General features: G+C 63.0%; 8 protein-coding genes. 2 read left to right on the forward strand and 6 right to left on the reverse strand.

Annotated features, from left to right (window positions below; all coding sequences use genetic code 11):
- Positions 1-6: 6 nt before the first annotated feature.
- From C4K38_RS00665 to C4K38_RS00680, 4 genes are all read right to left on the reverse strand, one after another.
- Positions 7-936: a diiron oxygenase gene (locus tag C4K38_RS00665; protein ID WP_053276879.1), complete on the reverse strand. Its 930-nt coding sequence runs from the start codon at positions 934-936 to the stop codon at positions 7-9.
- Complete coding sequence (locus C4K38_RS00670; RefSeq protein ID WP_053276880.1) at positions 933-1,709, reverse strand: DUF3050 domain-containing protein; 777 nt, start codon at positions 1,707-1,709, stop codon at positions 933-935. Before C4K38_RS00670 ends, C4K38_RS00665 begins: the two co-directional genes overlap by 4 nt.
- Positions 1,710-2,397: 688 nt before the next feature.
- Entirely contained in the window at positions 2,398-3,153 is a 756-nt protein-coding gene (locus tag C4K38_RS00675) for a thioesterase II family protein (RefSeq protein WP_053276881.1), read from the reverse strand.
- Between the two features lie 72 nt (positions 3,154-3,225).
- Positions 3,226-3,918, reverse strand: a complete 693-nt coding sequence (locus C4K38_RS00680; protein ID WP_053276882.1) for a GntR family transcriptional regulator — start codon at positions 3,916-3,918, stop codon at positions 3,226-3,228.
- Between the two features lie 277 nt (positions 3,919-4,195).
- On the opposite strand from C4K38_RS00680, the gene lapG reads away from it, so the two are divergent.
- Both lapG and lapD read left to right on the forward strand, forming a co-directional pair.
- Positions 4,196-4,885 (forward strand): cysteine protease LapG, encoded by a 690-nt coding sequence (lapG, locus tag C4K38_RS00685; RefSeq protein WP_053276883.1) that lies wholly within the window; start codon positions 4,196-4,198, stop codon positions 4,883-4,885.
- Positions 4,886-4,899: 14 nt separating this feature from the next.
- Complete coding sequence (gene lapD, locus C4K38_RS00690; RefSeq protein ID WP_053276884.1) at positions 4,900-6,846, forward strand: cyclic di-GMP receptor LapD; 1,947 nt, start codon at positions 4,900-4,902, stop codon at positions 6,844-6,846.
- Between the two features lie 68 nt (positions 6,847-6,914).
- On the opposite strand, the gene C4K38_RS00695 is transcribed toward lapD, so the two are convergent.
- Positions 6,915-7,253 (reverse strand): hypothetical protein, encoded by a 339-nt coding sequence (locus C4K38_RS00695; RefSeq protein WP_025808575.1) that lies wholly within the window; start codon positions 7,251-7,253, stop codon positions 6,915-6,917.
- Positions 7,254-7,400: 147 nt separating this feature from the next.
- Positions 7,401-23,342, reverse strand: coding sequence for a LapA family giant adhesin (locus tag C4K38_RS00700; RefSeq protein ID WP_081364180.1), 15,942 nt, complete (start codon positions 23,340-23,342; stop codon positions 7,401-7,403).
- Positions 23,343-23,583 lie beyond the last annotated feature (241 nt).

Raw genomic sequence — 23,583 nt, forward strand, 5'->3', positions numbered from 1 at the left:
CCTCCGTTAGGGCAGGTAGTTGGCCAGGGCGTCCTGGACGCAGGCCGAATCCAGCATCGAACTGCTGCGGAAGAAGCGCAGGATGTTGGCGATCAGGGGGTGATGGCGGTTGATCGGGTAGGCCAGGGCGGCTGCCTCCTCGCGCAGCGCCTGCTTGATCGGGGCGGCGACGGGCAGTTGCTCGATCAGCCGCAAGTCGAAGCCCTTCTGGATGTCGTTGGTCAGGTACTGGGCGATGAACACCGGCAGCACCCGGGCGATCTCCGCGCGGTCGGCGTCGCTGGCGCCGTGCCAATAGATGCGCACCAGCCGCGACCAGAAACCCGAATGCCGGCCTTCGTCCTGCAGGTGGTCGGCCATCAGGCCCTTGATCGACGGCTTGACCGTGTCGTCCTTGGCGAAGGCGGCGACATCGTTGGTCACGGTGTTCTCGGCGATGGCCACGCAGATCAGTTCCACCGCGTCGCGCAGGTGCTCGGGCGCCCGCTGCAGGGCGGCGGGGATGGCCCGGCTGAGTTCGATTTCCCGGGGCAGCTCGATGGGTTCGATGCCGCTCATGGCGATGGTCTGCTGCATGAAGTCCATCGCCACCAGCGCGTGGTAGTCCTCGTCCACCACCACGGTCATGGCGTCGTAGCGGCAGGCGAAGGGGAAGGCGATGGCGAAGCGGTTCTTGGCGATGTTGCGGGCGGTCTTGTCCACCAGCTCGGTCTCGAAGATCACCACGTCGTTGATGAACTTGTAGAGGCTTTGCACCAGCACGAAATCCCGCAGGTGGGCGCAGTGGTCGAGGAAGCTCTGGCTGTGCACCAGCGGCTGGCGGCTCAGGGGATAGATCAGCTTGTCGTCGTCCTCGAGCATGCGGCGCGGGCGGGTGCGGATGGTCGCGCGCTCTTCCCAGGTGTCGGCGAAGGATTGGTAGTCGAGGGCGTTCATGCGCTCACCCCGATTGGCGATTCGGCCATGCTCAGGCGCAGCCCGTCCCACAGGGCGATGCGGCTGTCCACCGCGGCGATGGCCGCGGCGTACACCTCCTGCTGGCGTTGCGGGTCGCCAGCCACCAGCCGCTCCAGCAGCTGTTCCGCGGCGGGGCCGTGGTCGTCGGAATCGACCTCGATATGGCGTTGCAGGTAGTAGCGAAAGGTCGGCGCCTGCTCGATACCTATGCCCCAGTCGTCGAGGATGCGCTGGAACATCTGCGGGATGACGCTTTCCCGGCCGTGGAGAAAGGCCGCCGCCACGCAATGGGCCGGCGCCTGCACGGCGGTGTGCAGGGTCTGGCGGACAAAGGCGCTGGCGGCCGGGTCGGCGTCGACGCTTTGCAGGGCGGTGTCGAAACTCACGCCTTCCTGCTGCAGCGCGACGAAGCGTTCCACCACCCGGGTGGCGGCGCCGACCTCGCGCATGGCGTCCAGGTACAGCTCGAAATGGCTGTAATGACCTTGCCCGGGGCGATCGTCGGACTCTTCGCCGAGCACGATCTCGTTGATCAGTCGCGCGGCGTGAGGGTCTTGCGGTGGTAGCCAGGGCAGGCGCATGCAGGTCAGTTCCTGTTGCAGGCGCTTGGTCAGCGACATGAAGTCCCACACGGCAAAAACATGGGTCTGCATAAAGCGTTGCAGAACGGCAAGTGTGTTGATTTCGGCAAAAATGGGATGGGTGCTGAGTGTGGCTTTCTTGGCGTTTAGAAGTTCTTTGCTGGCGTTCATTTAGGCTGCCCTTCGGAGATGTTCAAGTGTGTTTGATTGGCCGATTAGTTGCGGCTCGTATAGGTGTTTTAATCAGTGATTATTTGTTGCAGGCGAGCAGGGGCCTCAAACCTGAGTTGATAAATTGGAAAGTTCTATAGTGCTGGCCGGTCTATCCGTTAAAGAGCCGTTGCCTTGGCTTTAATGGGTTTTGAGGGCCAATAAAGCCAAGGTTTGCCAGGTGTTCGTGAATGGCTGGCCGACGTTGTTTAACGTCGACGGAGAAAAAACTAATACAGGGGGAAGTGTCGATCAAGTTGTTTTTATAATACTTTTCGAACTTGTATTTTTGTCGCGCGACAAGTTGCTGCAAAACTTCTTGTTCAAGTTTTGTTGGGATGAAGTTGCCCCTTCCGACTTATATAAGTCAGAATTTTTAACGCTGAGTGAATGCCTCACTCGAAGCAAACTTCGAAACGCTGAGTTGAAGTCGTTGAATATCTGGGAGAAGGCATGCGGGAGCCGATCCCGGTCATGTCCTCCAGTCGCTGGGCTCCTTGCGTGGGTCTGCAGATCGACGTGTGCGGGCAAGTCTGCGTGCCGCTCACGTCCCTTTTTCAGTCGGCGACAGCAAGAGTGAGCCCAAATCGGCGACTGAGCCATCGCCGGCAGGCCTGTGAGGGCAGGAGCTGAGAAGGAAGACGGCGGATTATTCGCCGAGCAGGCCCAGGTGGGTATTGATGATCTGCAGCAGGCGCTGGCGCTGGGACTTGATGAAGAAGTGATTGCCGGCCACCTCGATCAGCTCGAACTCACGACGGGTGAACTCTCGCCAGTTGGCCATGTTGCTGGCGGGGGCCAGCGGGTCCTCACTGCCATAGAGGGCGGTGAGGGGAATGTCGAGGTTGCCGCTCGACAGATCGCGCCAGGATTCGAACAGCTTCAGGTCGGCGCGCAGCAACGTCTCGTACTGGTCCCGGCTGGCCTGGTCGCGGGGGATTTCGATCGGCGTGGCGCCCAGCGACAGCATGGCTTCCTGGAAGGGTGCCGTGGGCAGCACGTGCAGCATTGGCCGGGGCGATGGGTAGTCGGGGCTGCGGCAGGCGGAAATGAACAGGTGGCGGGTCTGGCCGGGGTAGTGCGCCTGGGCGTGCTTGGCGGTTTCGTAGGCCAGCATCCCGCCCAGGCCGTGGCCGAACAGGGCGTGGGGCTTGGCCAACAGTGGGCGTAGCGCGGAGAAGGTATCGGCCAGCAGCCGCGGCCAGTCGTCGAGCGGGGTTTCGGCCTGGCGGCTGCCGTGCCCGGGTAGCCGCACCAGCACCAGCTCGATGTGCCCGGCCAGCCCCGTGGACCAGTTGCGCAGCTGTTCCGGATCCGCGCCGGTCTGCGGAAAGCAGATGAGTCGGGTTTTCGCCGGCTCGCCGGAGTTGAGCACCATCAGCCATTTGTCATTGCGCGCGTGCACTGCTTTTCCTTAAGCCGGTGTGCCGGTCATTGAGTGTTGCATCGTGGCCGCTTTATGCCGCCGTTACCGCTGTCAGCCCTCTGCGGTCCGTTCGAGGTAGTTGCGAATGGTCTGCGCGGCCTTTTCCAGATGGCCCCGCAGCACCTCCACCGCCCGCTCGACGTCCTTGGCCTCGGCGGCGTCGGTCATGGCGTTGTGATCGTCCTGGGTCAGCTTGCCCAGGCCCATGGAGGATAGATGGAACCGCAAGAAGCGTTCTTCCTCGTTCAACTCGAGCTCGATCAGACGCAGCAGCTTCTGGTTCGGCGCCCGGTGGTACAGCGACATGTGGAACAGGCGATTGAGACGGCCGATTTCGGCGTGGTCGGTTTCGTTTTCCAGCTGCGCGATATAGCCGCGGGCCTGGGCGATGTCCTCGGCGTCGAGCAGCGGGATCGACAGGCGCAGCGCCTCCAGTTCCAGCAGCAGGCGCAGGCCGTAGGTTTCCACCGCGTCATAGCCGATCAGCTCGGCGACCACCGCGCCTTTGTGCGGCACCACGTGCAACAGCGATTGCGCTTCGAGCTGGCGCAAGGCTTCGCGCACCGGCATGCGGCTGACGCCGAAGAGGTCGGCCAGATCCTGCTGGCGCAATGCCGCGCCGCTGGGCAGGCGGCCGTCGAGAATCGCCGCGCGCAGGGTTTCCTCGATCACCGAGCGCGCGAGGTGGGCGGGGATTGGCCCGCTGACTGCGATCTTGCTCAAGGGCCTCGGTTTTTCTGTCACGTTAACGCTATCCTGTTTTCTATGAGATCTGGATCCAATGGACGCTAGATAGCGCCCTGCAGCTTGTCAAACCAGCCGCCTGAGCCCTGTCATGGCTTTGCCGGCGCTGATTCTCGGGGCAGCCCTCCTGCCGCTCAAGCACTGGCCGATAAACGAACAGGTCCCTGCTTTCAGCTTAGCGCCTCCAGAGGGGCTGTGATTGTAAGGTGCCATTGTCTTTTGGCGGACCAACCTGCACCATCCTTCGACCCACGACAGCTCCCATGGACTCTTCGCATTGGCGGCACGTTTAGCTCTTTCTCGGACCCTGCGCTGGCTGTTTTCGGCGCTGCTGCTGGCCGGCCTGCTGCTGGGCGGTCTGCAGGCCGATTGGGACTTTTCGCAGATCAGCCGCCGCGCCACCGCACTGTACGGGCCGCTGGGCGAAGGACAGAAGCGCATCGACGCCTGGCAGCAGTTGCTGGCGACCCAGAACCAGGCCAGTGAGATGGAACAGCTCAAGGTGGTCAACCTGTTCTTCAACAAGAACATGCGCTACGTGGAAGACATCGACCTGTGGCATCAGGTGGATTACTGGGAAACCCCGGTCGAGGCCCTGTGGAAGGGCGCCGGCGATTGCGAGGACTATGCGATCGCCAAGTATTTCAGCCTGCGTCACCTCGGTGTTTCCAGTGACAAGCTGCGCATCACCTACGTCAAGGCCTTGCGCCAGAACCGCGCGCACATGGTGTTGACCTACTATTCAAGCCCGGAGGCCATGCCGTTGGTCCTCGACAGCCTGATCGACGCCATCCAGCCGGCCAGCCAGCGTACCGACCTGCTGCCGGTGTACTCCTTCAATGCCGAGGGCCTGTGGCTGCCCGGCAAGGGCAACAAGAAAGTCGGTGACACCAAGCGCCTGTCCCGGTGGCAGGACGTGTTGAAGAAAATGCAGGCCGAAGGTTTTCCGGTCGAGACGACTCACTAGGAGCACGAGCTCAGATGTCTTTGTTCAAACAACTGTTGATCGCAATCTGTCTGTTCCTGGTGGTCGCCTTCAGCGGCAGCTTCATGGTCAGCCTGGAAAGTTCGCGGACCCAGTACGTCAACCAGCTGCGTTCCCATGCACAGGACGCAGCCACGGCGCTGGCCTTGTCCCTGACCCCGAATATCGACGACCCGGCGATGGTCGAGCTGATGGTCAGCTCGATTTTCGACAGCGGCTACTACTCGAGCATCCGCGTGATCAACCAGGTCACCGAAGAGGTCATGGTCGAGCGCAGCGGCACGCCCGAGGTCAGCGACGTGCCGGACTGGTTCGTCAAGCTGATCGGCCTGGAGCCGGCCGGCGGCGACGCCCTGGTCAGCCGCGGCTGGCAACAGGCGGCGCGGGTCGAGGTGGTCAGCCACCCGATGTTCGCCGTCGCCAAGCTCTGGCAAAGCGCCCTGGGCAGCCTTAGCTGGCTGCTGCTGTGCGGTGCCGTGAGCGCGGTGCTGGGGGCCTTGCTGCTGCGGCGCCAGCTCAAGCCGCTGGACTACATGGTGCAGCAATCCCACGCCATTGCCCGCCGCGAATTCCTCAGCCTGCCCGAGCTGCCGCGTACCCCGGAACTGCGCCGCGTGGTGCAGGCGATGAACCAGATGGTCGAGAAGCTCAAGGCGCTGTTCCAGGAACAGGCCGAGCGCAGCGAAAAGCTGCGGGTCGAGTCCTATCAGGACAACCTGACCGGCCTGGCCAACCGTCGTTACTTCGAGATGCAGCTCAATGCCCGGGTGAGCAACCCGGAGCAAGCCAGCTCCGGCTACCTGCTGTTGCTGCGGGTCAAGGACCTGGCCGGCCTGAACCAGCGCCTGGGCGGGCAGCGTACCGACCAGCTGTTGCAGGCGGTGGGCGAACAATTGCAGCGTGAGTGCGCGCGCTACCCGGAAACCCACAACCTGGTGACCCGCATCCGCGGTGGCGAATTTGCCGTGCTGGCGCCGGGGCTGGTGCGCGGAGAGGCCCTGCAGCTGGCGCAGAACCTGGAGAATGCCTTGGCCAGCCTGCACGCCACTGGCGCCACCGACGTGGCGTCCGTGGCCTCCATCGGCCTGGCGCCCTTCGTTCATGGCGACTCGCCACAGGCCGTGCTGAGCCTGGGCGACCAGGCCCTGGCCCAGGCCGAAGCCCAGGGCGATACGAGCTGGGCCTGCCTGGAACACGGTGCGGCGGCCAGCATCGGCGACGACCATCACGCCTGGCACACCCTGTTGGACGGGGCTTTGAGCCAGCAGCGCTTCGAGCTGTACTTCCAGCCGGTGGTCGCGACCCGGGATACCAAGCTGGTGCTGCACTACAAGGTGCTGTCGCGCTTGCTCGACGAGCAGGGCCAGACCATCGCCGCCGGGCGCTTCCTGCCGTGGCTGGAGCGCTTTGGCTGGACCTCGCGCCTGGACCTGCTGATGCTCGAACAGGTGCTCAAGCAAATGACCGAGCATCAGGACTCGTTGGCGTTGAACCTGTCGGCCGCGACCCTGGCCGATCCGCAGGCCTTGAACAAGGTGTTCGAGATCCTGCGCCAGCACGCAAGTCTGGGGCCGCGCCTGACCCTGGAGATCGGCGAAGAGCAGTTGCCTGAACAGGCGCTGCTGGAACAACTGACCCGACGCCTGCGCGAGCTGGGCTTCTCCCTGAGCCTGCAGCGCTTCGGCGGGCGCTTCAGCATGATCGGCAACCTGGCGCGCCTGGGCCTGGCCTACCTGAAGATCGACGGCAGCTACATCCGCGACATCGACCAGGAAAGCGACAAGCGCCTGTTTATCGAAGCCATCCAGCGCGCTGCCCACAGCATCGACCTGCCGTTGATTGCCGAGCGCGTGGAAACCGAAGGGGAGTTGCAGGTGATTCGCGAGATGGGCCTGTACGGCGTCCAGGGCCGCCTGTTCGGCGAGCCTGCACCCTGGCGCTGAGGCGCTGCACGAAGATCGCCGGCCAGCGGCTCCCGCGGTAGAAGCGGGAGCCGCTGGCCAGCGACGGATCAGATCAGGCCGGTTTCGTCGTCGTTGATCAGGTGGCTCAGGCCGCCCAGCGCTTCACGCGCCTGGGTCCGGTCCATCAGCTTGGCCTGGGCCGCCGGTGGCAGGTCGGTGACGCGGATCACGCCCTTGCTGGTCAGCACCTGAATCAAGTCGTCGAGTACCCGGATCATTTCCAGGTCGCTCTGCTTGAGTTGTTTCAGGCTGACTTCCACCACCTCGTTGGCGAACCACTGCTGGATCTCGCTGTGGTCGGCCTGCAGTGTTTCCGTGGCCTCGGCGTAAGGCGCGGGCTCCACGCGAACCAGCTGGCCCTGTGCATCGCGTTGCACGTAGAACATGGGGAATCCCTCGAAATATGGTCCGGCATCATGCTGTCAGCAGCATAGGCCAACGGCGCGCTTTGGTCGCGAGTATGCGACGTGGCGGCAAAATCGTCACGGCGGGAAGAGCCGGCCACCCGGGATGGGTGGCCGGTCGACCCTGGATCAGCTGTTGTTGTGATCGATCTTGATGGTCGGGTCGCTACCGGCGATCAGCGAGTTGATGTTGGTGTTGGACCAGTTGTTGCCTTCCAGCTTGATCGTCACGTCCGCGTTGGCGATACCGCCCGCTGCGTTGAGCTTGCCTTCGGAACTGACCTGCAGGGTCGAGGTACCGTCCACCGTGGTGATCTTCAGGAAGTTGTCGATGGTGCTGGCGCTCTCGCCCTGCAACAGGTCCCGCAGGTCGATACGGTCGCCTTCGCTGGCCTTGAAGTCCTTGATCACATCGTTACCGGTATCGCCAGCCTTCCAGACGAAGGTGTCGGCACCCGAGCCGCCGATCAAGATGTCATTGCCCGCGCCACCGATCAGCGTGTCGTTGCCGGTACCGCCCAGCAGGATGTCGTTGCCCTTGCCACCGTCGAGCAGGTCGTTGCCGCCCTGGCCGAAGATGATGTCGTTACCGGCGCCGCCCAGCAGCGTGTCATTGCCGTCATGGGCACCGGACACATCGAAGTCGGTGTAGTGCTCGGTGATGTACTGGTGCACGTTGCTGGTGGTGACGCTGCTCGCGGCCACGCCGGTCTTCTGCGCCACGAAGGCCTGCATGGCCTGGTAGCCCTCGCCGGCGATGCCGTTGAAGCTCACCAGGTCGCCGAACAGGATGTCGTTGCCGTTGCCGCCGTTGACCGTGTCGGCGCCCGGCATGGTCGCTTCGGTATGGCCAAGGATGGCATCGGCCAGGTTCGACGGGTCGATGTTGGTCTGTGGGGTGTTGTCGGTGTCGTACGGCTTCAGGTCATTGAGGCTGACGTCGTTGTTCAGACCGATCGCTTCCACCTGCGACAGATTGCTCAGCAGGGCGAAGCCGCTGCCGGAGTTGGTGGTGGTGGCGTTGTTGGTGTAGCTGCCCGCGCCGGCCAGGCTGGACAGCTCATAGGTGCCATCGCCCTGGGCGTGCAGGGTGCCGGCGTTGTAACTGGACCAGCTACCCCAGGCCTGCGTCCAGACAGTGACGCTGCCGCTGCTGTTGATATCGATCAGGTGAGTACTGTCCGGTTGTAGTCGAACGGTATCGCCCAGCTGATAGTTGCTGGTCGTGATCACACTGTCGAGCCTGACGCTGCCGTACAGTATCGGGTTGGTCTGCTCGCCGGTCTGGTAGTACGTCGGTTTGCCGTCGGTAATGAAGTACGTCAGGTTGGTGGCGTTGGTATTGCTGGTGGCCGCGCTGCTCTGGAAGAAGTTGGCCGTGGTCTTGAACACGTCTTCGTAGTTGGTGCCGCCGCCGGACGCCATGGAGTCCAGGACCGACTTGAGCAGGGTCAGGGCGTTCGGGTCGTTGAGGTTCACCGATATCTGCTTGTTGACCTGGGTATCGAAGTCCGCCAGGAAGATGTTCACGGTGCCCGAGGTGCTGCTGCCCAGGCTGTTCTTCAGGGTGTTGAACACCGTGGTCAGCGAGTTCTTGGCGGCGCTGAGCGAGGCATCGCTCATGCTGCCGGAGCTGTCGACCATGAACGCGATGTTGTAGTTCTTGCCCTGCACCACGTTCAGGCCGGCGACGTCGGCGACCATGATGTCGTTGCCCTCGGTGCCGACGAAGTTGTCGTCGCCCGCCGTGGCGACGCTGGCGCTGTAGGTCGCCGGGTACACAGTGACCGGGATCTGCGCGGTGCTGATGGCCGAACCGCCCAGGGACTCGGTGGAGGTCGAGGTCACGGTCAGGTTGAACGAGCCGTTGTAGTGCGACGGCGGGGTGATCGTCAGCGTACCCAGGTTCCAACCGGTGACATTGACTTCACTGACGCTGCTGCCCGCGGTGAAGGTATGGCCGGCGCCATCGCTGAGCACCGAACCGGCCGGAATGCCGCCGATCTTCACGCTCAGGCTTTCCGAGCCGTCGGTATCGGTCAGGGCGGTGGTGATCTTCGACAGCTTGACGCTGCCACCCTCGGCACCTTCGTTGAGTTTGTAGCCGTCGTAGTAGCCCTCGCCGTTGCTGCCGTGCAGCTCGGAAAGGGTGACGCCGGCATTGGTCAGCGCGGTTTCGCTCGGGTACATCGGGATGTTGGCGCTGCTCAGGTCGACCGGCGTGCTGCCATTGACCGACAGGTTGACGTCATAGCTGCCCGGACCGCTCTGGTTGGCGTGGTAGATGTCCAGGGTGTAGTAGCCGCTGGTGGTCGGGGTGAACGAACCGCTGATGCTGCCGCCGGCCCCCCAGGTCGCGGTGGCCACGTTCTTGCCGCCGATGGTGATCAGCAGGCTGTCGTCGCCGACACCGCTGAAGCTGTAGGTCTTGCCGGCTTCCAGGTAGATCAGGCCGGAGGTTTTCGAGCCGCTGCCGCCGGCCACGCTGGCGTCGGACTGGGCATTGGTCACCGTCGAGCTGCTGGTCGGGTTGCCGGAGTTGTTGAAGACGGTTTTCAGCGCATCGCCGGTGATGCCGTTGCCGTTGGTGCCCAGGCCGCTGAGGCTGCTCCAGGACTCCTTGAGCAGGCCGATGGAGTTCACGCTGTTGCTCGCCACGCCCAGGGTCGGCGCATCGGCCACCGGGGTGATGTCGATCTTCACGGTACCGGTGTTGCCCAGGGCCTGGCCGTCGGTTGGCTGGAACTTGATCTGCGCGTAGTCGGCCTGCTGGTTGCCCACGCCGCTGCCGTTGTAGCCGTCGACACCCGACTCGTTGGCATCCGGGGTGAAGCGCAACTTGCCGGCGTCGATATCGGCCTTGCTGAAGGTCTGGTTGGTGGCCACGTCCTTCCAGGTCGAACCGTCGAGGTATTGCAGCTTGCCGTCGCCCGGCAGCTGGGTGATTTTCACCCCGAGGCTGGCCGCGGGGCTGTCGACGTCGCTGACGCCGAAGGTGGCCCAGGTCAGGGTCAGGGCGGTGTCTTCGGTGCCGGTCACGGCGCCGCCGGTGGCCACTGGCGCGTCGTTCACCGCCACCACGTTGACCGTGGTGGTGGCGACGTTGGAGTAGTTGCTGCCATCGGTCACGGTCACGGTGATGGTCCGCGGCGTGGTGCTCGGGTCCTCACTGCTGTTGGTGAAGGTGATGTTCTTGATCTGCTGCATGTAGTCGGCCAGCGTCGCATTGCCGGACAGGGTCAGGGTGATGGTGCCCGCCTGGCTGTTGGCATTGATGGTGATGCCGTTGACGCTGTTGCCCAGGTTCAGCTCATCGCCCGGCTGACGGTTGGTCAGCACGATGGTGGCGCCGGTCAGCATAGTGCTGTCCGGGTCGGTAATGCTCAGGTCGGTGTCGGCGATCGACACGCCCGCGCCCGGGGTGTTTTCGGTGAAGGTCACCTTGTAGTCGGCCCCGGTGGCGCCGCTGGAGTTGTTGGCATCCAGGTCGAGGACCGGTGGCGCATCGTTGTCGATGATCGAGGTGGTGACGCTGCCGTTGGTGCCGCTGACCACCAGGTTCTCGAAGTTGCCGCCGGTGGCCGAGTCGATCTTGACCACGAAGTTTTCCGTGCTCTCGGTGATCTTGTCGTCGATGGTAGCGACGTTGAAGCTGGCGCTGCTGGCGCCGGCCGGGATCTTCACGGTGTACACGCCGGTGAAGTCCGAGCCGTCGGCGGCGGTGCCGCTGTAGCTGATCTTCAGGGTGACCTCGGTTTGCGCCGGGCTGGTCAGGCTGACGGTGTAGGTCGCGGTCTGGCCTTCGGTGACCGAGGTGCTGCCGTTGATGCTCACAGTGGTGGTGTTGATGGTGTCGGTAACGCTGGTCACGGCCGGCGTGGTGCTTGGCACCAGGTGCTCGAAGTTGCCGCCGGTGGTGCTGGCGATACTGGCGCTGACGTTGCCGGCGTCGATGTACACATCGTCGGTCGGCGCGGCCACGGTCACGGTGCCGGTGGTGGCGCCGGCTGCGATGTTGATCACCGCGCCGTTGCTCAGGGTCACGGTCATGGCCGTGCCGGCGGCGTTGGTCAGGGTCGCGGTGTAGACGATCGAACCGCCTTCGGCCACGGAGCTGGTGGCGCTGAGCGACAGGTTGGTGGTGTCCGGGGTGTCGGTCACGGTGGTGTCGGCAGGCTTGCTGTCGACCGCCAGTTTTTCGTAGTTGCCACCGGTGGCGTTGGTGATGGTGGTGCTCAGGGAGCTGCCGCCAGCCAAGGCGTCGTTAGGCGCGACGAAATTCACGGTACCGCTGCTGGCGCCGACCGGGATGGTGATGGTCTGGCCGTTGGACAGGGTGACCACGACTGGCGAGCCAGTGACCGGAGCGGTGACGGAGGCGGTGTAAACCACGGTGCCGCCTTCGGCCACATTCGAGGTCGCGGTGAGGCTGACGGTCGAAGTGTCGATGGTATCGGTAACGTTGGTCACAGCCGGCGCAGTGCTTGGTACCAGGTTCTCGAAATTGCCGCCGGTGGCGGTCTGGATCGTGGCTTGCACGGTGCCGGCGTCTTTGTAGACGTCGTCCGCAGGAGCGGCCACGGTCACGGTACCCGTGGTGGCGCCAGCGGCGATGGTGATCACCGCACCGTTGCTCAAGGTCACGGTCACCGGAGTGCCCGCGGCGTTGGTCAGGGTCGCGGTGTAAACGATCGAACCGCCTTCGGCCACGGTGTTGGTGGCACTGAGGGTCAGGGACGTGGTGTCCGGGGTATCGGTAACCGTGGTGTTGGCCGGGTTGCTGTCGACCGCCAGTTTTTCGTAGTTGCCGCCGGTGGCGTTGGTGATGGTGGTGCTCAGGGAGCTGCCGCCCGCCAAGGCATCGTTAGGCGCAACGAAGTTCACGGTACCGCTGCTGGCGCCGACCGGGATGGTGATGGTCTGGCCATTGGACAGGGTGACCACGACTGGCGAACCAGTAACCGGAGCGGTGACCGACGCGGTGTAAACCACAGTGCCGCCTTCGGCCACATTCGAGGTCGCGGTGAGGCTGACGGTCGAAGTGTCGATGGTGTCGGTGACGTTGGTGACCGCAGGCGTGGTGCTTGGCACCAGGTTCTCGAAATTGCCGCCGGTGGCGGTCTGGATTGTGGCTTGCACGGTGCCGGCGTCTTTGTAGACGTCGTCCGCAGGAGCGGCCACGGTTACGGTACCAGTGGTGGCGCCGGCTGCGATGGTAATCACCGCACCGTTGGAGAGCGTTACGGTGACTGGAGTACCGGCAGCATTGGTCAGGGTCGCGGTGTAGACGATCGAGCCACCCTCGGCCACGGTGTTGGTGGCGCTGAGGGTCAGGGACGTGGTGTCCGGCGTATCGGTGACCGTGGTGTTGGCCGGCTTGCTGTCGACCGCCAGTTTTTCGTAGTTGCCGCCGGTGGCGTTGGTGATGGTGGTACTCAGGGAGCTGCCGCCCGCCAAGGCATCGTTAGGCGCTACGAAGTTCACGGTACCGCTGCTGGCGCCGACCGGGATGGTGATGGTCTGGCCGTTGGACAGGGTGACCACGACTGGCGAGCCAGTGACCGGAGCGGTGACGGAGGCGGTGTAAACCACGGTGCCGCCTTCGGCCACATTCGAGGTCGCGGTGAGGCTGACGGTCGAAGTGTCGATGGTATCGGTGACGTTGGTGACCGCAGGCGTGGTGCTTGGCACCAGGCTCTCGAAGTTGCCACCGGTGGCAGTCTGGATCGTGGCTTGCACGGTGCCGGCGTCTTTGTAGACGTCGTCGGCAGGAGCGGCCACGGTCACCGTACCGGTGGTGGCGCCGGCCGCGATGGTGATTACCGCGCCATTGCTCAAGGTCACGGTCACCGGAGTGCCGGCGGCGTTGGTCAGGGTGGCGGTATAAACGATCGATCCGCCTTCTGCCACGGTATCGGTCGCAGTCAGGCTGAGGGTGGTGGTATCCGGAGTATCGGTAACCGAGGTGTCGGCCGGTTTACTGTCGATAGCCAGCTTCTCGTAGTTGCCGCCGGTAGCGTCCTTGATGGTGGCGCTCAGAGAGCTGCCACCCGCCAAGGCATCGTTAGGGGCTACGAAGTTCACAGTGCCACTGCTGGCGCCGACCGGGATGGTGATGGTCTGGCCATTGGACAGGGTCACCATGACCGGCGAACCGGTCACTGGAGCAGTGACCGACGCGGTGTAAACCACGGTACCGCCTTCTGCTACGGACGGAGTAGCGGTCAGCGAAACGGTACTGGTGTCGATGGTATCAGTCACGTTGGTGACCGCCGGCGTAGTGCTCGGCACCAGACTCTCGAAGTTACCGCCGGTGGCGGTTTGGATCGTGGCTTGCACGGTGCCGGCGTCTTTGTAGACGTCGTCGGCAGGAGCGGCCACGGTCACCGTACCGGTGGTGGCGCCGGCCGCGATGGTGATTACCGCGCCATTGCTCAAGGTCACGGTTACCGGAGTGCCAGCAGCGTTGGTCAGGGTGGCGGTGTAAACGATCGAGCCGCCTTCAGCGACAGTGTCAGTCGCTGTCAGGCTGAGGGTGGTGGTATCTGGCGTATCGGTTACCGACGTATCAGCCGGTTTACTGTCGATAGCCAGCTTCTCGTAGTTGCCACCCGTAGCGTCCTTGATGGTGGTGCTCAGAGAGCTGCCGCCCGCCAAGGCATCGTTAGGGGCCACGAAGTTCACGGTGCCACTGCTGGCGCCGACCGGGATGGTGATGGTCTGGCCATTGGACAGAGTGACGACGACCGGCGAGCCAGTGACCGGAGCAGTCACGGAGGCGGTGTAAACCACGGTACCGCCTTCAGCCACGGACGGCGTCGCGGTCAGGCTGACCGTCGAGGTGTCGATAGTGTCGGTGACATCAGTCACGGCTGGGGTGGTGCTCGGCACCAGGTTCTCGAAGTTGCCGCCGGAAGCGTCCTTGATGGTCGCCTCGACCTTGCCGGCATCCTTGTATACATCGTCAGCAGGCGCTGCGACGGTGACGGAACCGGTAGTGGCACCGGCTGCGATAGTGATCACCGCGCCGTTGCTCAGGGTTACGGTCACCGGAGTGCCCGCGGCGTTGGTCAGGGTCGCGGTGTAAACAATCGAACCGCCTTCAGCCACAGTGTCTGTCGCGCTGAGGGTCAGGTTGGTGGTATCCGGGGTATCAGTAACCGATGTGTCGGCAGGCTTGCTGTCGACATCGAGTTTTTCGTAGTTACCGCCAGTCGCACCAGTGATGGTAGTGCTCAAGGAGCTACCGCCGGCCAGGGCGTCGTTTGGCGCAGTGAAGTTCACGGTGCCGGAAGACTCACCGACCGGGATGGTGATGGTCTGGCCGTTGGACAGGGTTACCACGACCGGAGAACCGGTCACTGGAGCGGTCACGGACGCGGTGTAAACCACGGTGCCGCCTTCGGCCACAGATGGAGTGGCGGTCAGCGAAACAGTCGAGGTATCGATGGTATCGGTGACGTCAGTCACAGCCGGAGTAGTGCTTGGCACCAGGTTTTCAAAGTTACCGCCAGCGGCATCCTTGATGGTGACTTCAACCTTGCCGGCGTCTTTGTAGACGTCATCGGCTGGGGCGGCCACGGTCACGGAGCCCGTGGTTGCACCCGCGGCAATGGTAATCACCGCGCCGTTCGACAAGGTCACGGTGACTGGTGTGCCCGCGGCGTTAGTCAGGGTTGCGGTGTAAACAATCGAACCACCTTCAGCGACAGTATCGGTCGCGCTGAGGGTCAGGTTGGTGGTGTCCGGGGTATCAGTAACCGATGTCTCGGCAGGCTTACCGTCGACGTCCAGCTTCTCATAATTGCCGCCGGTGGCACCGGTAATAGTGGTGCTCAAGGAGCTACCGCCGGCCAGCGCATCGTTTGGCGCGGTGAAGTTTACGGTGCCGGAAGACTCGTCCACCGGGATGGTGATGGTCTGGCCGTTGGACAGGGTGACCACAACTGGCGAGCCAGTCACTGGCGCAGTCACGGACGCGGTGTAAACGACAACACCACCTTCAGCAACACTAGGCGTCGCGGTTAGGCTGACAGTCGATGTATCGATTGTGTCAGTGACGTCAGTAACGGCTGGAGTAGTGCTCGGAACGAGATTCTCGAAGTTGCCACCGGTGGCGTCCTTGATGGTTGCTTCGACCTTGCCAGCGTCCTTGTACACATCGTCAGCTGGCGCCGCGACAGTGACGGAGCCAGTGGTGGCGCCGGCAGCGATGGTGATCACGGCACCGTTCGACAGAGTCACGGTAACCGGAGTGCCCGCGGCGTTAGTCAGGGTCGCGGTGTAAACAATCGAGCCACCTTCAGCAACAGTATCGGTCGCGCTGAGGGTCAGGTTGGTGGTGTCCGGGGTATCAGTAACTGATGTCTCGGCAGGCTTGCTGTCGACATCCAGCTTCTCGTAGTTGCCGCCCGTTGCACCGGTAATGGTGGTGCTCAAGGAGCTACCGCCTGCCAGGGCATCGTTCGGAGCCGTGAAATTCACAGTACCGGAAGACTCACCCACCGGAATGGTGATGGTCTGCCCATTCGACAGGGTGACCACGACCGGCGAGCCGGTTACTGGAGCGGTGACCGATGCGGTGTAAACCACAACGCCACCTTCAGCGACGCTAGGCGTAGCGGTCAGGGAAACGGTCGAGGTGTCGATGGTATCGGTCACGTCGGTGACAGCCGGCGTGGTGTTCGGCACCAGGTTCTCGAAGTTACCGCCTACGGCGTCTTTGATGCTGACTTCAACTTTGCCAGCGTCCTTGTACACATCGTCAGCTGGCGCCGCGACGGTGACGGAGCCAGTAGTAGCGCCGGCAGCAATGGTGATCACTGCGCCGTTCGACAAGGTCACGGTCACTGGCGTACCCGCGGCGTTGGTCAGTGTCGCGGTGTAAACGATCGATCCGCCTTCGGCTACGGTTTCAGTCGCCGCCAGGCTCAGAGTGGTGGTGTCCGGGGTATCGGTAACCGAGGTGTCAGCAGGTTTGCTGTCGACATCGAGTTTTTCGTAGTTGCCGCCGGTCGCACCAGTGATGGTGGTGCTCAAGGAGCTACCACCAGCCAGGGCATCGTTTGGCGCCGTGAAATTCACAGTACCGGAAGACTCGCCCACCGGGATGGTGATGGTCTGACCGTTGGACAGGGTCACCACGACCGGCGAACCAGTCACTGGAGCGGTCACCGACGCGGTGTAAACCACGGTGCCGCCTTCGGCGACGCTAGGTGTAGCGGTCAGGCTGACGGTCGAGGTGTCGATAGTGTCGGTGACATCAGTCACAGCCGGAGTAGTGCTTGGCACCAGGTTTTCAAAGTTACCGCCAGCGGCATCCTTGATGGTGACTTCAACCTTGCCGGCGTCTTTGTAGACGTCATCGGCTGGGGCGGCCACGGTCACGGAGCCTGTGGTTGCACCCGCGGCAATGGTAATCACCGCGCCGTTCGACAAGGTCACGGTGACTGGTGTGCCCGCGGCGTTGGTCAGAGTCGCGGTGTAAACGATCGAGCCGCCTTCTGCCACGGTGTCTGTCGCACTGAGGCTCAGAGTGGTGGTGTCCGGAGTATCAGTAACCGATGTCTCGGCAGGCTTGCTGTCGACGTCCAGCTTCTCGTAGTTACCGCCAGTCGCACCGGTAATGGTCGTGCTCAGGGAGCTACCGCCAGCCAGTGCGTCGTTTGGAGCGGTGAAGTTCACAGTGCCAGAAGACTCGCCCACTGGAATAGTGATGGTCTGGCCGTTGGACAGGGTGACCACGACTGGCGAGCCGGTCACTGGAGCGGTGACCGACGCGGTGTAAACCACGGTGCCACCCTCAGCCACGGACGGCGTGGCCGTCAGCGAAACGGTGCTGGTGTCGATGGTGTCGGTGACATCGGTGACCGCTGGGGTGGTGCTCGGCACCAGGTTTTCGAAGTTGCCGCCGGTGGCGTCCTTGATGCTCACCTCAACCTTGCCGGCATCTTTGTACACATCGTCAGCTGGCGCCGCGACGGTGATGGAGCCAGTGGTAGCACCTGCAGCGATAGTAATCACGGCGCCGTTGCTCAGGGTCACGGTCACTGGAGTGCCCGCGGCATTGGTCAGAGTCGCGGTGTAAACGATCGAACCGCCCTCGGCGACAGTTTCAGTCGCTGCCAGGCTGAGTGTGGTGGTGTCTGGCGTATCGGTGACCGATGTCTCGGCAGGCTTGCTGTCGACGTCCAGCTTCTCGTAATTGCCGCCGGTGGCACCGGTAATGGTGGTGCTCAAGGAGCTGCCGCCAGCCAGTGCATCGTTTGGCGCGGTGAAGTTCACGGTGCCGGACGATTCACCTACAGGAATGGTGATGGTCTGGCCATTCGACAGGGTGACGACCACGGGCGAGCCGGTGACTGGAGCCGTCACGGACGCGGTGTAAACAACAACACCGCCTTCGGCCACGGATGGAGTCGCAGTCAGCGAAACAGTCGAAGTGTCGATGGTGTCGGTGACATCGGTGACCGCCGGAGTGGTGCTCGGTACCAGATTTTCAAAGTTGCCACCGGTGGCGTCCTTGATGGTGACTTCAACCTTGCCAGCGTCCTTGTACACATCGTCAGCTGGCGCCGCGACAGTCACGGAACCGGTGGTAGCACCTGCAGCGATAGTGATCACCGCGCCGTTGCTCAGAGTTACGGTTACCGGAGTCCCGGCTGCGTTGGTCAGGGTTGCGGTGTAAACAATCGAGCCACCCTCAGCGACAGTATCAGTCGCAGTCAGGCTGAGGGTAGTGGTATCCGGAGTATCGGTGACCGAGGTATCAGCCGGCTTGCTATCAACATCCAGTTTTTCGTAGTTGCCACCCGTTGCACCGGTGATGGTGGTGCTCAGGGAGCTGCCGCCCGCCAGCGGGCTGTTCGGGGCAACGAAGTTCACCGACCCGCTGCTTTCGCCTACCGGGATGGTAATGGTCTGGCCGTTCGACAGCGTTACGACCACTGGCGAGCCGGTCACTGGAGCAGTGACCGATGCGGTGTAGACCACGGTTTCGCCTTCGGCGACGGTCGCGGTTGCGGTCAGGCTGACGGTCGAGGTGTCGATGGTATCGGTCACATCGGTGACGGCAGGCGTGGTGCTTGGCACCAGGTTTTCAAAGTTGCCGCCGGTAGCGTCCTTGATGGTCGCTTCGATCTTGCCGGCGTCCTTGTACACATCGTCCGCCGGGGCGGCGATAGTGACGGAGCCCGTGGTGGCACCGGCGGCAATGTTGATTACGGCACCGTTCGACAGGGTCACGGTTACCGGCGTGCCGGCCGCATTGGTCAGGGTTGCGGTGTAAACAATCGAGCCACCCTCAGCGACAGTATCAGTCGCCGTCAGGCTCAGAGTAGTAGTGTCCGGGGTATCGGTAACCGAGGTGTCAGCAGGCTTGCTGTCGACATCGAGTTTTTCGTAGTTACCGCCCGTTGCACCGGTGATGGTGGTGCTCAGCGAACTGCCGCCTGCCAGGGCATCGTTTGGCGCCGTGAAGTTCACGGTACCGGAAGACTCGCCCACCGGGATGGTGATGGTCTGTCCGTTGGACAGGGTCACTACAACCGGCGAACCGGTCACTGGAGCGGTCACGGATGCGGTGTAAACCACGGTGCCGCCTTCGGCCACAGATGGAGTGGCGGTCAGGCTGACGGTCGATGTATCAATGGTGTCAGTCACGTCGGTAACGGCTGGCGTGGTACTTGGCACCAGGTTCTCGAAGTTGCCGCCAGCGGCATCCTTGATGGTGACTTCGACTTTACCCGCATCCTTGTATACATCGTCAGCAGGCGCTGCGACGGTGACAGAACCGGTAGTGGCGCCAGCGGCGATGGTGATCACCGCGCCATTGCTCAGGGTTACGGTCACCGGAGTGCCCGCTGCGTTGGTCAGGGTCGCGGTGTAAACAATGGACCCACCCTCAGCGACGGTATCGGTCGCAGTTAGGCTGAGGGTAGTGGTATCCGGAGTATCGGTGACCGAGGTGTCGGCAGGTTTGCTGTCGACATCGAGCTTCTCGTAGTTGCCGCCAGTCGCGCCGGTGATGGTGGTGCTCAGGGAGCTGCCGCCCGCCAGGGCATCGTTTGGCGCCGTGAAATTCACAGTGCCGGAAGACTCACCCACTGGGATGGTGATGGTCTGGCCATTCGACAGGGTGACGACCACAGGCGAGCCAGTCACTGGCGCGGTCACGGAGGCGGTGTAAACGACTACTCCACCCTCTGCCACGCTAGGTGTAGCGGTCAGGCTGACGGTCGAAGTATCGATGGTGTCAGTCACGTCGGTAACGGCTGGCGTGGTGCTTGGCACCAGGTTCTCGAAGTTGCCGCCAGCGGCATCCTTGATGGTGACTTCGACTTTACCCGCATCCTTGTACACATCGTCAGCAGGCGCTGCGACGGTGACGGAGCCCGTGGTAGCACCGGCAGCGATAGTAATCACGGCGCCGTTGCTCAGGGTCACGGTGACAGGCGTGCCCGCGGCATTGGTCAGTGTCGCGGTGTAAACGATCGAACCACCTTCAGCGACGGTGTCGGTCGCGCTGAGGGTCAGGTTGGTGGTGTCTGGCGTATCGGTAACCGAGGTGTCAGCTGGTTTGCTATCAACATCGAGTTTTTCATAGTTACCGCCGGTTGCGCCGGTGATGGTGGTGCTCAAAGAGCTGCCGCCTGCCAGAGCGTCATTCGGCGCAGTGAAGTTCACTGTGCCAGAGGACTCGCCCACTGGAATAGTGATGGTCTGGCCATTCGACAGGGTGACGACCACAGGCGAGCCAGTCACTGGCGCGGTCACGGAGGCGGTGTAAACGACCACTCCACCCTCTGCCACGCTAGGTGTAGCGGTCAGGCTGACGGTCGAGGTGTCGATGGTGTCAGTCACGTCGGTAACGGCTGGCGTGGTGCTTGGCACCAGGTTCTCGAAGTTGCCGCCAGCGGCATCCTTGATGGTGACTTCGACTTTACCCGCATCCTTGTATACATCGTCAGCAGGCGCCGCGACAGTCACGGAACCGGTGGTAGTACCTGCAGCGATGGTGATCACCGCGCCATTGCTCAGGGTTACGGTCACCGGAGTGCCCGCAGCGTTGGTCAAGGTGGCCGTATAAACGATCGAACCGCCTTCAGCGACAGTGTCGGTCGCGCTGAGCGTCAGATTGGTGGTGTCTGGCGTATCGGTAACCGAGGTGTCAGCTGGTTTGCTATCAACATCCAGCTTCTCGTAGTTGCCACCGGTAGCACCGGTAATGGTCGCGCTCAGGGAGCTACCGCCTGCCAGGGCGTCGTTCGGCGCAGTGAAGTTCACGGTGCCGGAGGACTCGCCCACAGGAATAGTGATGGTCTGGCCATTCGACAGAGTGACCACGACAGGCGAACCAGTGACCGGAGCCGTTACGGAGGCGGTGTAAACGACAACGCCACCTTCAGCCACAGACGGAGTGGCCGTCAGCGAAACAGTGCTGGTATCGATGGTGTCGGTCACGTCAGTGACGGCTGGTGTGGTGCTTGGCACCAGGTTCTCGAAATTACCGCCAGCGGTCTCTTTGATGCTGACTTCGACTTTGCCTGCGTCCTTGTACACATCATCAGCCGGGGCGGCGACAGTCACGGAGCCCGTGGTGGCGCCCGCAGCAATAGTGATCACTGCACCGTTCGACAGAGTCACGGTCACTGGCGTACCAGCGGCATTGGTCAAGGTCGCGGTGTAAACGATCGAGCCACCCTCAGCGACAGTATCGGTCGCTGTCAGGCTCAGATTGGTGGTGTCCGGGGTGTCGGTAACCGAGGTTTCGGCAGGCTTGCCGTCGACGTCCAGTTTCTCGTAGTTGCCTCCAGTCGCACCGGTAATGGTCGCGCTCAGGGAGCTACCGCCAGCGAGGGCATCGTTAGGTGCCGTGATATTGACGGTGCTGGAAGACTCGCCCACCGGAATCGTGATGGTTTGGCCATTCGACAGGGTTACCACTACCGGCGAACCGGTCACTGGAGCGGTCACGGACGCGGTGTAAACCACGGTGCCGCCTTCAGCCACAGACGGAGTGGCGGTCAGCGAAACAGTCGACGTATCGATGGTGTCGGTGATGTCCGTCACCGCTGGCGTGGTGCTTGGCACCAGGTTCTCGAAGTTGCCGCCAGTGGCGTCCTGGATGGTCGCTTCGACCTTGCCGGCGTCCTTGTAGACGTCGTCGGCAGGCGCGGCAACGCTCACCGAACCTGTGGTCGCGCCAGCGGCGATGGTAATCACCGCGCCGTTGCTCAGGGTCACGGTGACTGGCGTGCCGGCCGGGTTGGTCAGGGTGGCGGTGTAGACGATCGAGCCGCCTTCGGCGACCGAGCCGCTGGCCGACAGGCTCAGACCGGTGTCGTCCACCGAGTCGGTGATGACGGTTTGCGCCGGGGTGGTGTCGGGCGTCAGTTGTTCGAAGTTGCCGCCAGTGGTGCCGGTAATGCTGGTGCTGACCGTGCTGCCATTGTTGTAGACGTCATTGGCCGGGGTATCGACCACCACAGTGCCAACGGTTTTACCGGCCTCGATAACGATGGTCGAGCCGTTGGACAGGGTCACGGTAACCGGAGTCTGCGCCGGGTTGGTCAGGGTCGCGGTGTAGGTGATCTGGCCGCCTTCCACAACGGTGCCGGTAGCGGTCAGGCTCAGGCCGGTATTGTCCACCGAATCGGTCACGGTGGTCTGTGCCGGCGTGGTGCTTGGCACCAGGTTTTCGAAGTTGCCGCCGGTAGCCCCGGTAATGCTGGTGCTGACCGTGCTGCCGTTGTTGTAGACGTCATTGGCCGGGGTATCGACCACCACGGTGCCAGTGGTTTTACCGGCGTCGATGGTGATGGTCGAACCGTTGGACAGGGTCACGGTGACCGGGGTCTGCGCCGGGTTGGTCAGGGTCGCGGTGTAGGTGATCTGGCCGCCTTCGACGATTGTGCCGTTGGCGGTCAGGGTCAGGCCGGTGGTGTCCGGCGAGTCGGTGATGGTGGTCACCGCCGGCGTCGGGTTCGGTACCAGGTTCTCGAAGTTGCCGCCGGTAGCGCCGGTAATGCTGGTGCTGACGGTGCTGCCGTTGTTGTAGACATCGTTCGGCGGGGTGTCGACCACCACGGTGCCGACGGTCTGGCCGGCGTCGATGGTGATGGTCGAGCCATTGGACAGGGTCACGGTGACCGGGGTCTGCGCCGGGTTGGTCAGGGTCGCGGTATAGGTGATCTGGCCACCCTCGGTCACGCTGGAGCCCGCGGTCAGGGTCACGGTGGTGGTGTCCACGGTGTCCGTGACCTGGGTGACGGCTGGCGTCGGGTCGACGGTCACCACCAGGCCACCGCCGCCGGTGGTGCCGGTGACGCCCACGCTGATCTGTTTCGGGTCGTTGTAGACGGTGTCGTTCGGTGCCATCGGGACGTTGATGGTGCCGGTCAGCTGCCCGGCCGGAATCACGATCACCGAGCCGTTGGACAGGGTGATGGTCAGGCCGGTCAGCGGCGCCTGGGTCAGCGTGGCGGTGTACACCAGCACGCCGCCAGCTTCGGTAATGGTCGGGGTTGCACTCAGGGTCAGGGTCGAGTCGCGCAGGATCTCGGCGGTAGCGCTGTTGTCATTGGTGGTCAGCGCCCCGGTGGTGTCTTGCGCTGCGGTGCCCGCTGCACCGAGGCCCGCGGTCGGGAAGCCGATGGTCGGGGCAACCTGGCCCGCCGTGGCGTCGAGCATCACGAAGCTGTGGCCGCCGCCGGCAGCGCCGCCGGTACCCGCGGCGGTCGGGCCGGCTGCGGTGGCTTCCAGGTCGGTGGTCGGGTCCGCGCCGGCGACGATCGCCTGCTGCAGTTCAGCGACTGACGGTGCGGCCTGCTCGGCGGCCTCGGCCAGGTCGGTGCTGGAGTCCGGAGCGCTGCCGCTCCATTGGGTCTCACGGCCCAGGTCCAGGGTCCGGCCATCGGCCAGTTCCAGGCTGACGGCGCCCGCCAGGCCGGTATCGACCTGGTCGCCTACGTACAGGCGATCACCCTCAACGAGTACGCGGCGAACCCCTTCAGGGGATACGACGAAAACTTGGCCAACAATGCTTTTGACGGTAGCAACAACACTGCTCATTGAGGATTCTCCGGGGGGTACCGTTCAGTAGACTTCCATGTTCCTGACGGGCATACGCCGACGCAGTCTGGACGTTCTTCAGAGTGTAGAAACACGTGATTTTGACGCGAATAATTGTCAATAAATTGGCTATATTTTTTTGCTATTAACCATATGCCAAACTATTGACCTTCTGAGTGTCATCCTAAACAATCGTCAAGGTAATGTCACATTGATATTCATGCGGCGACCTGTCTAAAAG

Origin of the sequence: Pseudomonas chlororaphis subsp. piscium (assembly GCF_003850345.1) — a bacterium.
Taxonomy (GTDB): domain Bacteria; phylum Pseudomonadota; class Gammaproteobacteria; order Pseudomonadales; family Pseudomonadaceae; genus Aquipseudomonas; species Aquipseudomonas piscium.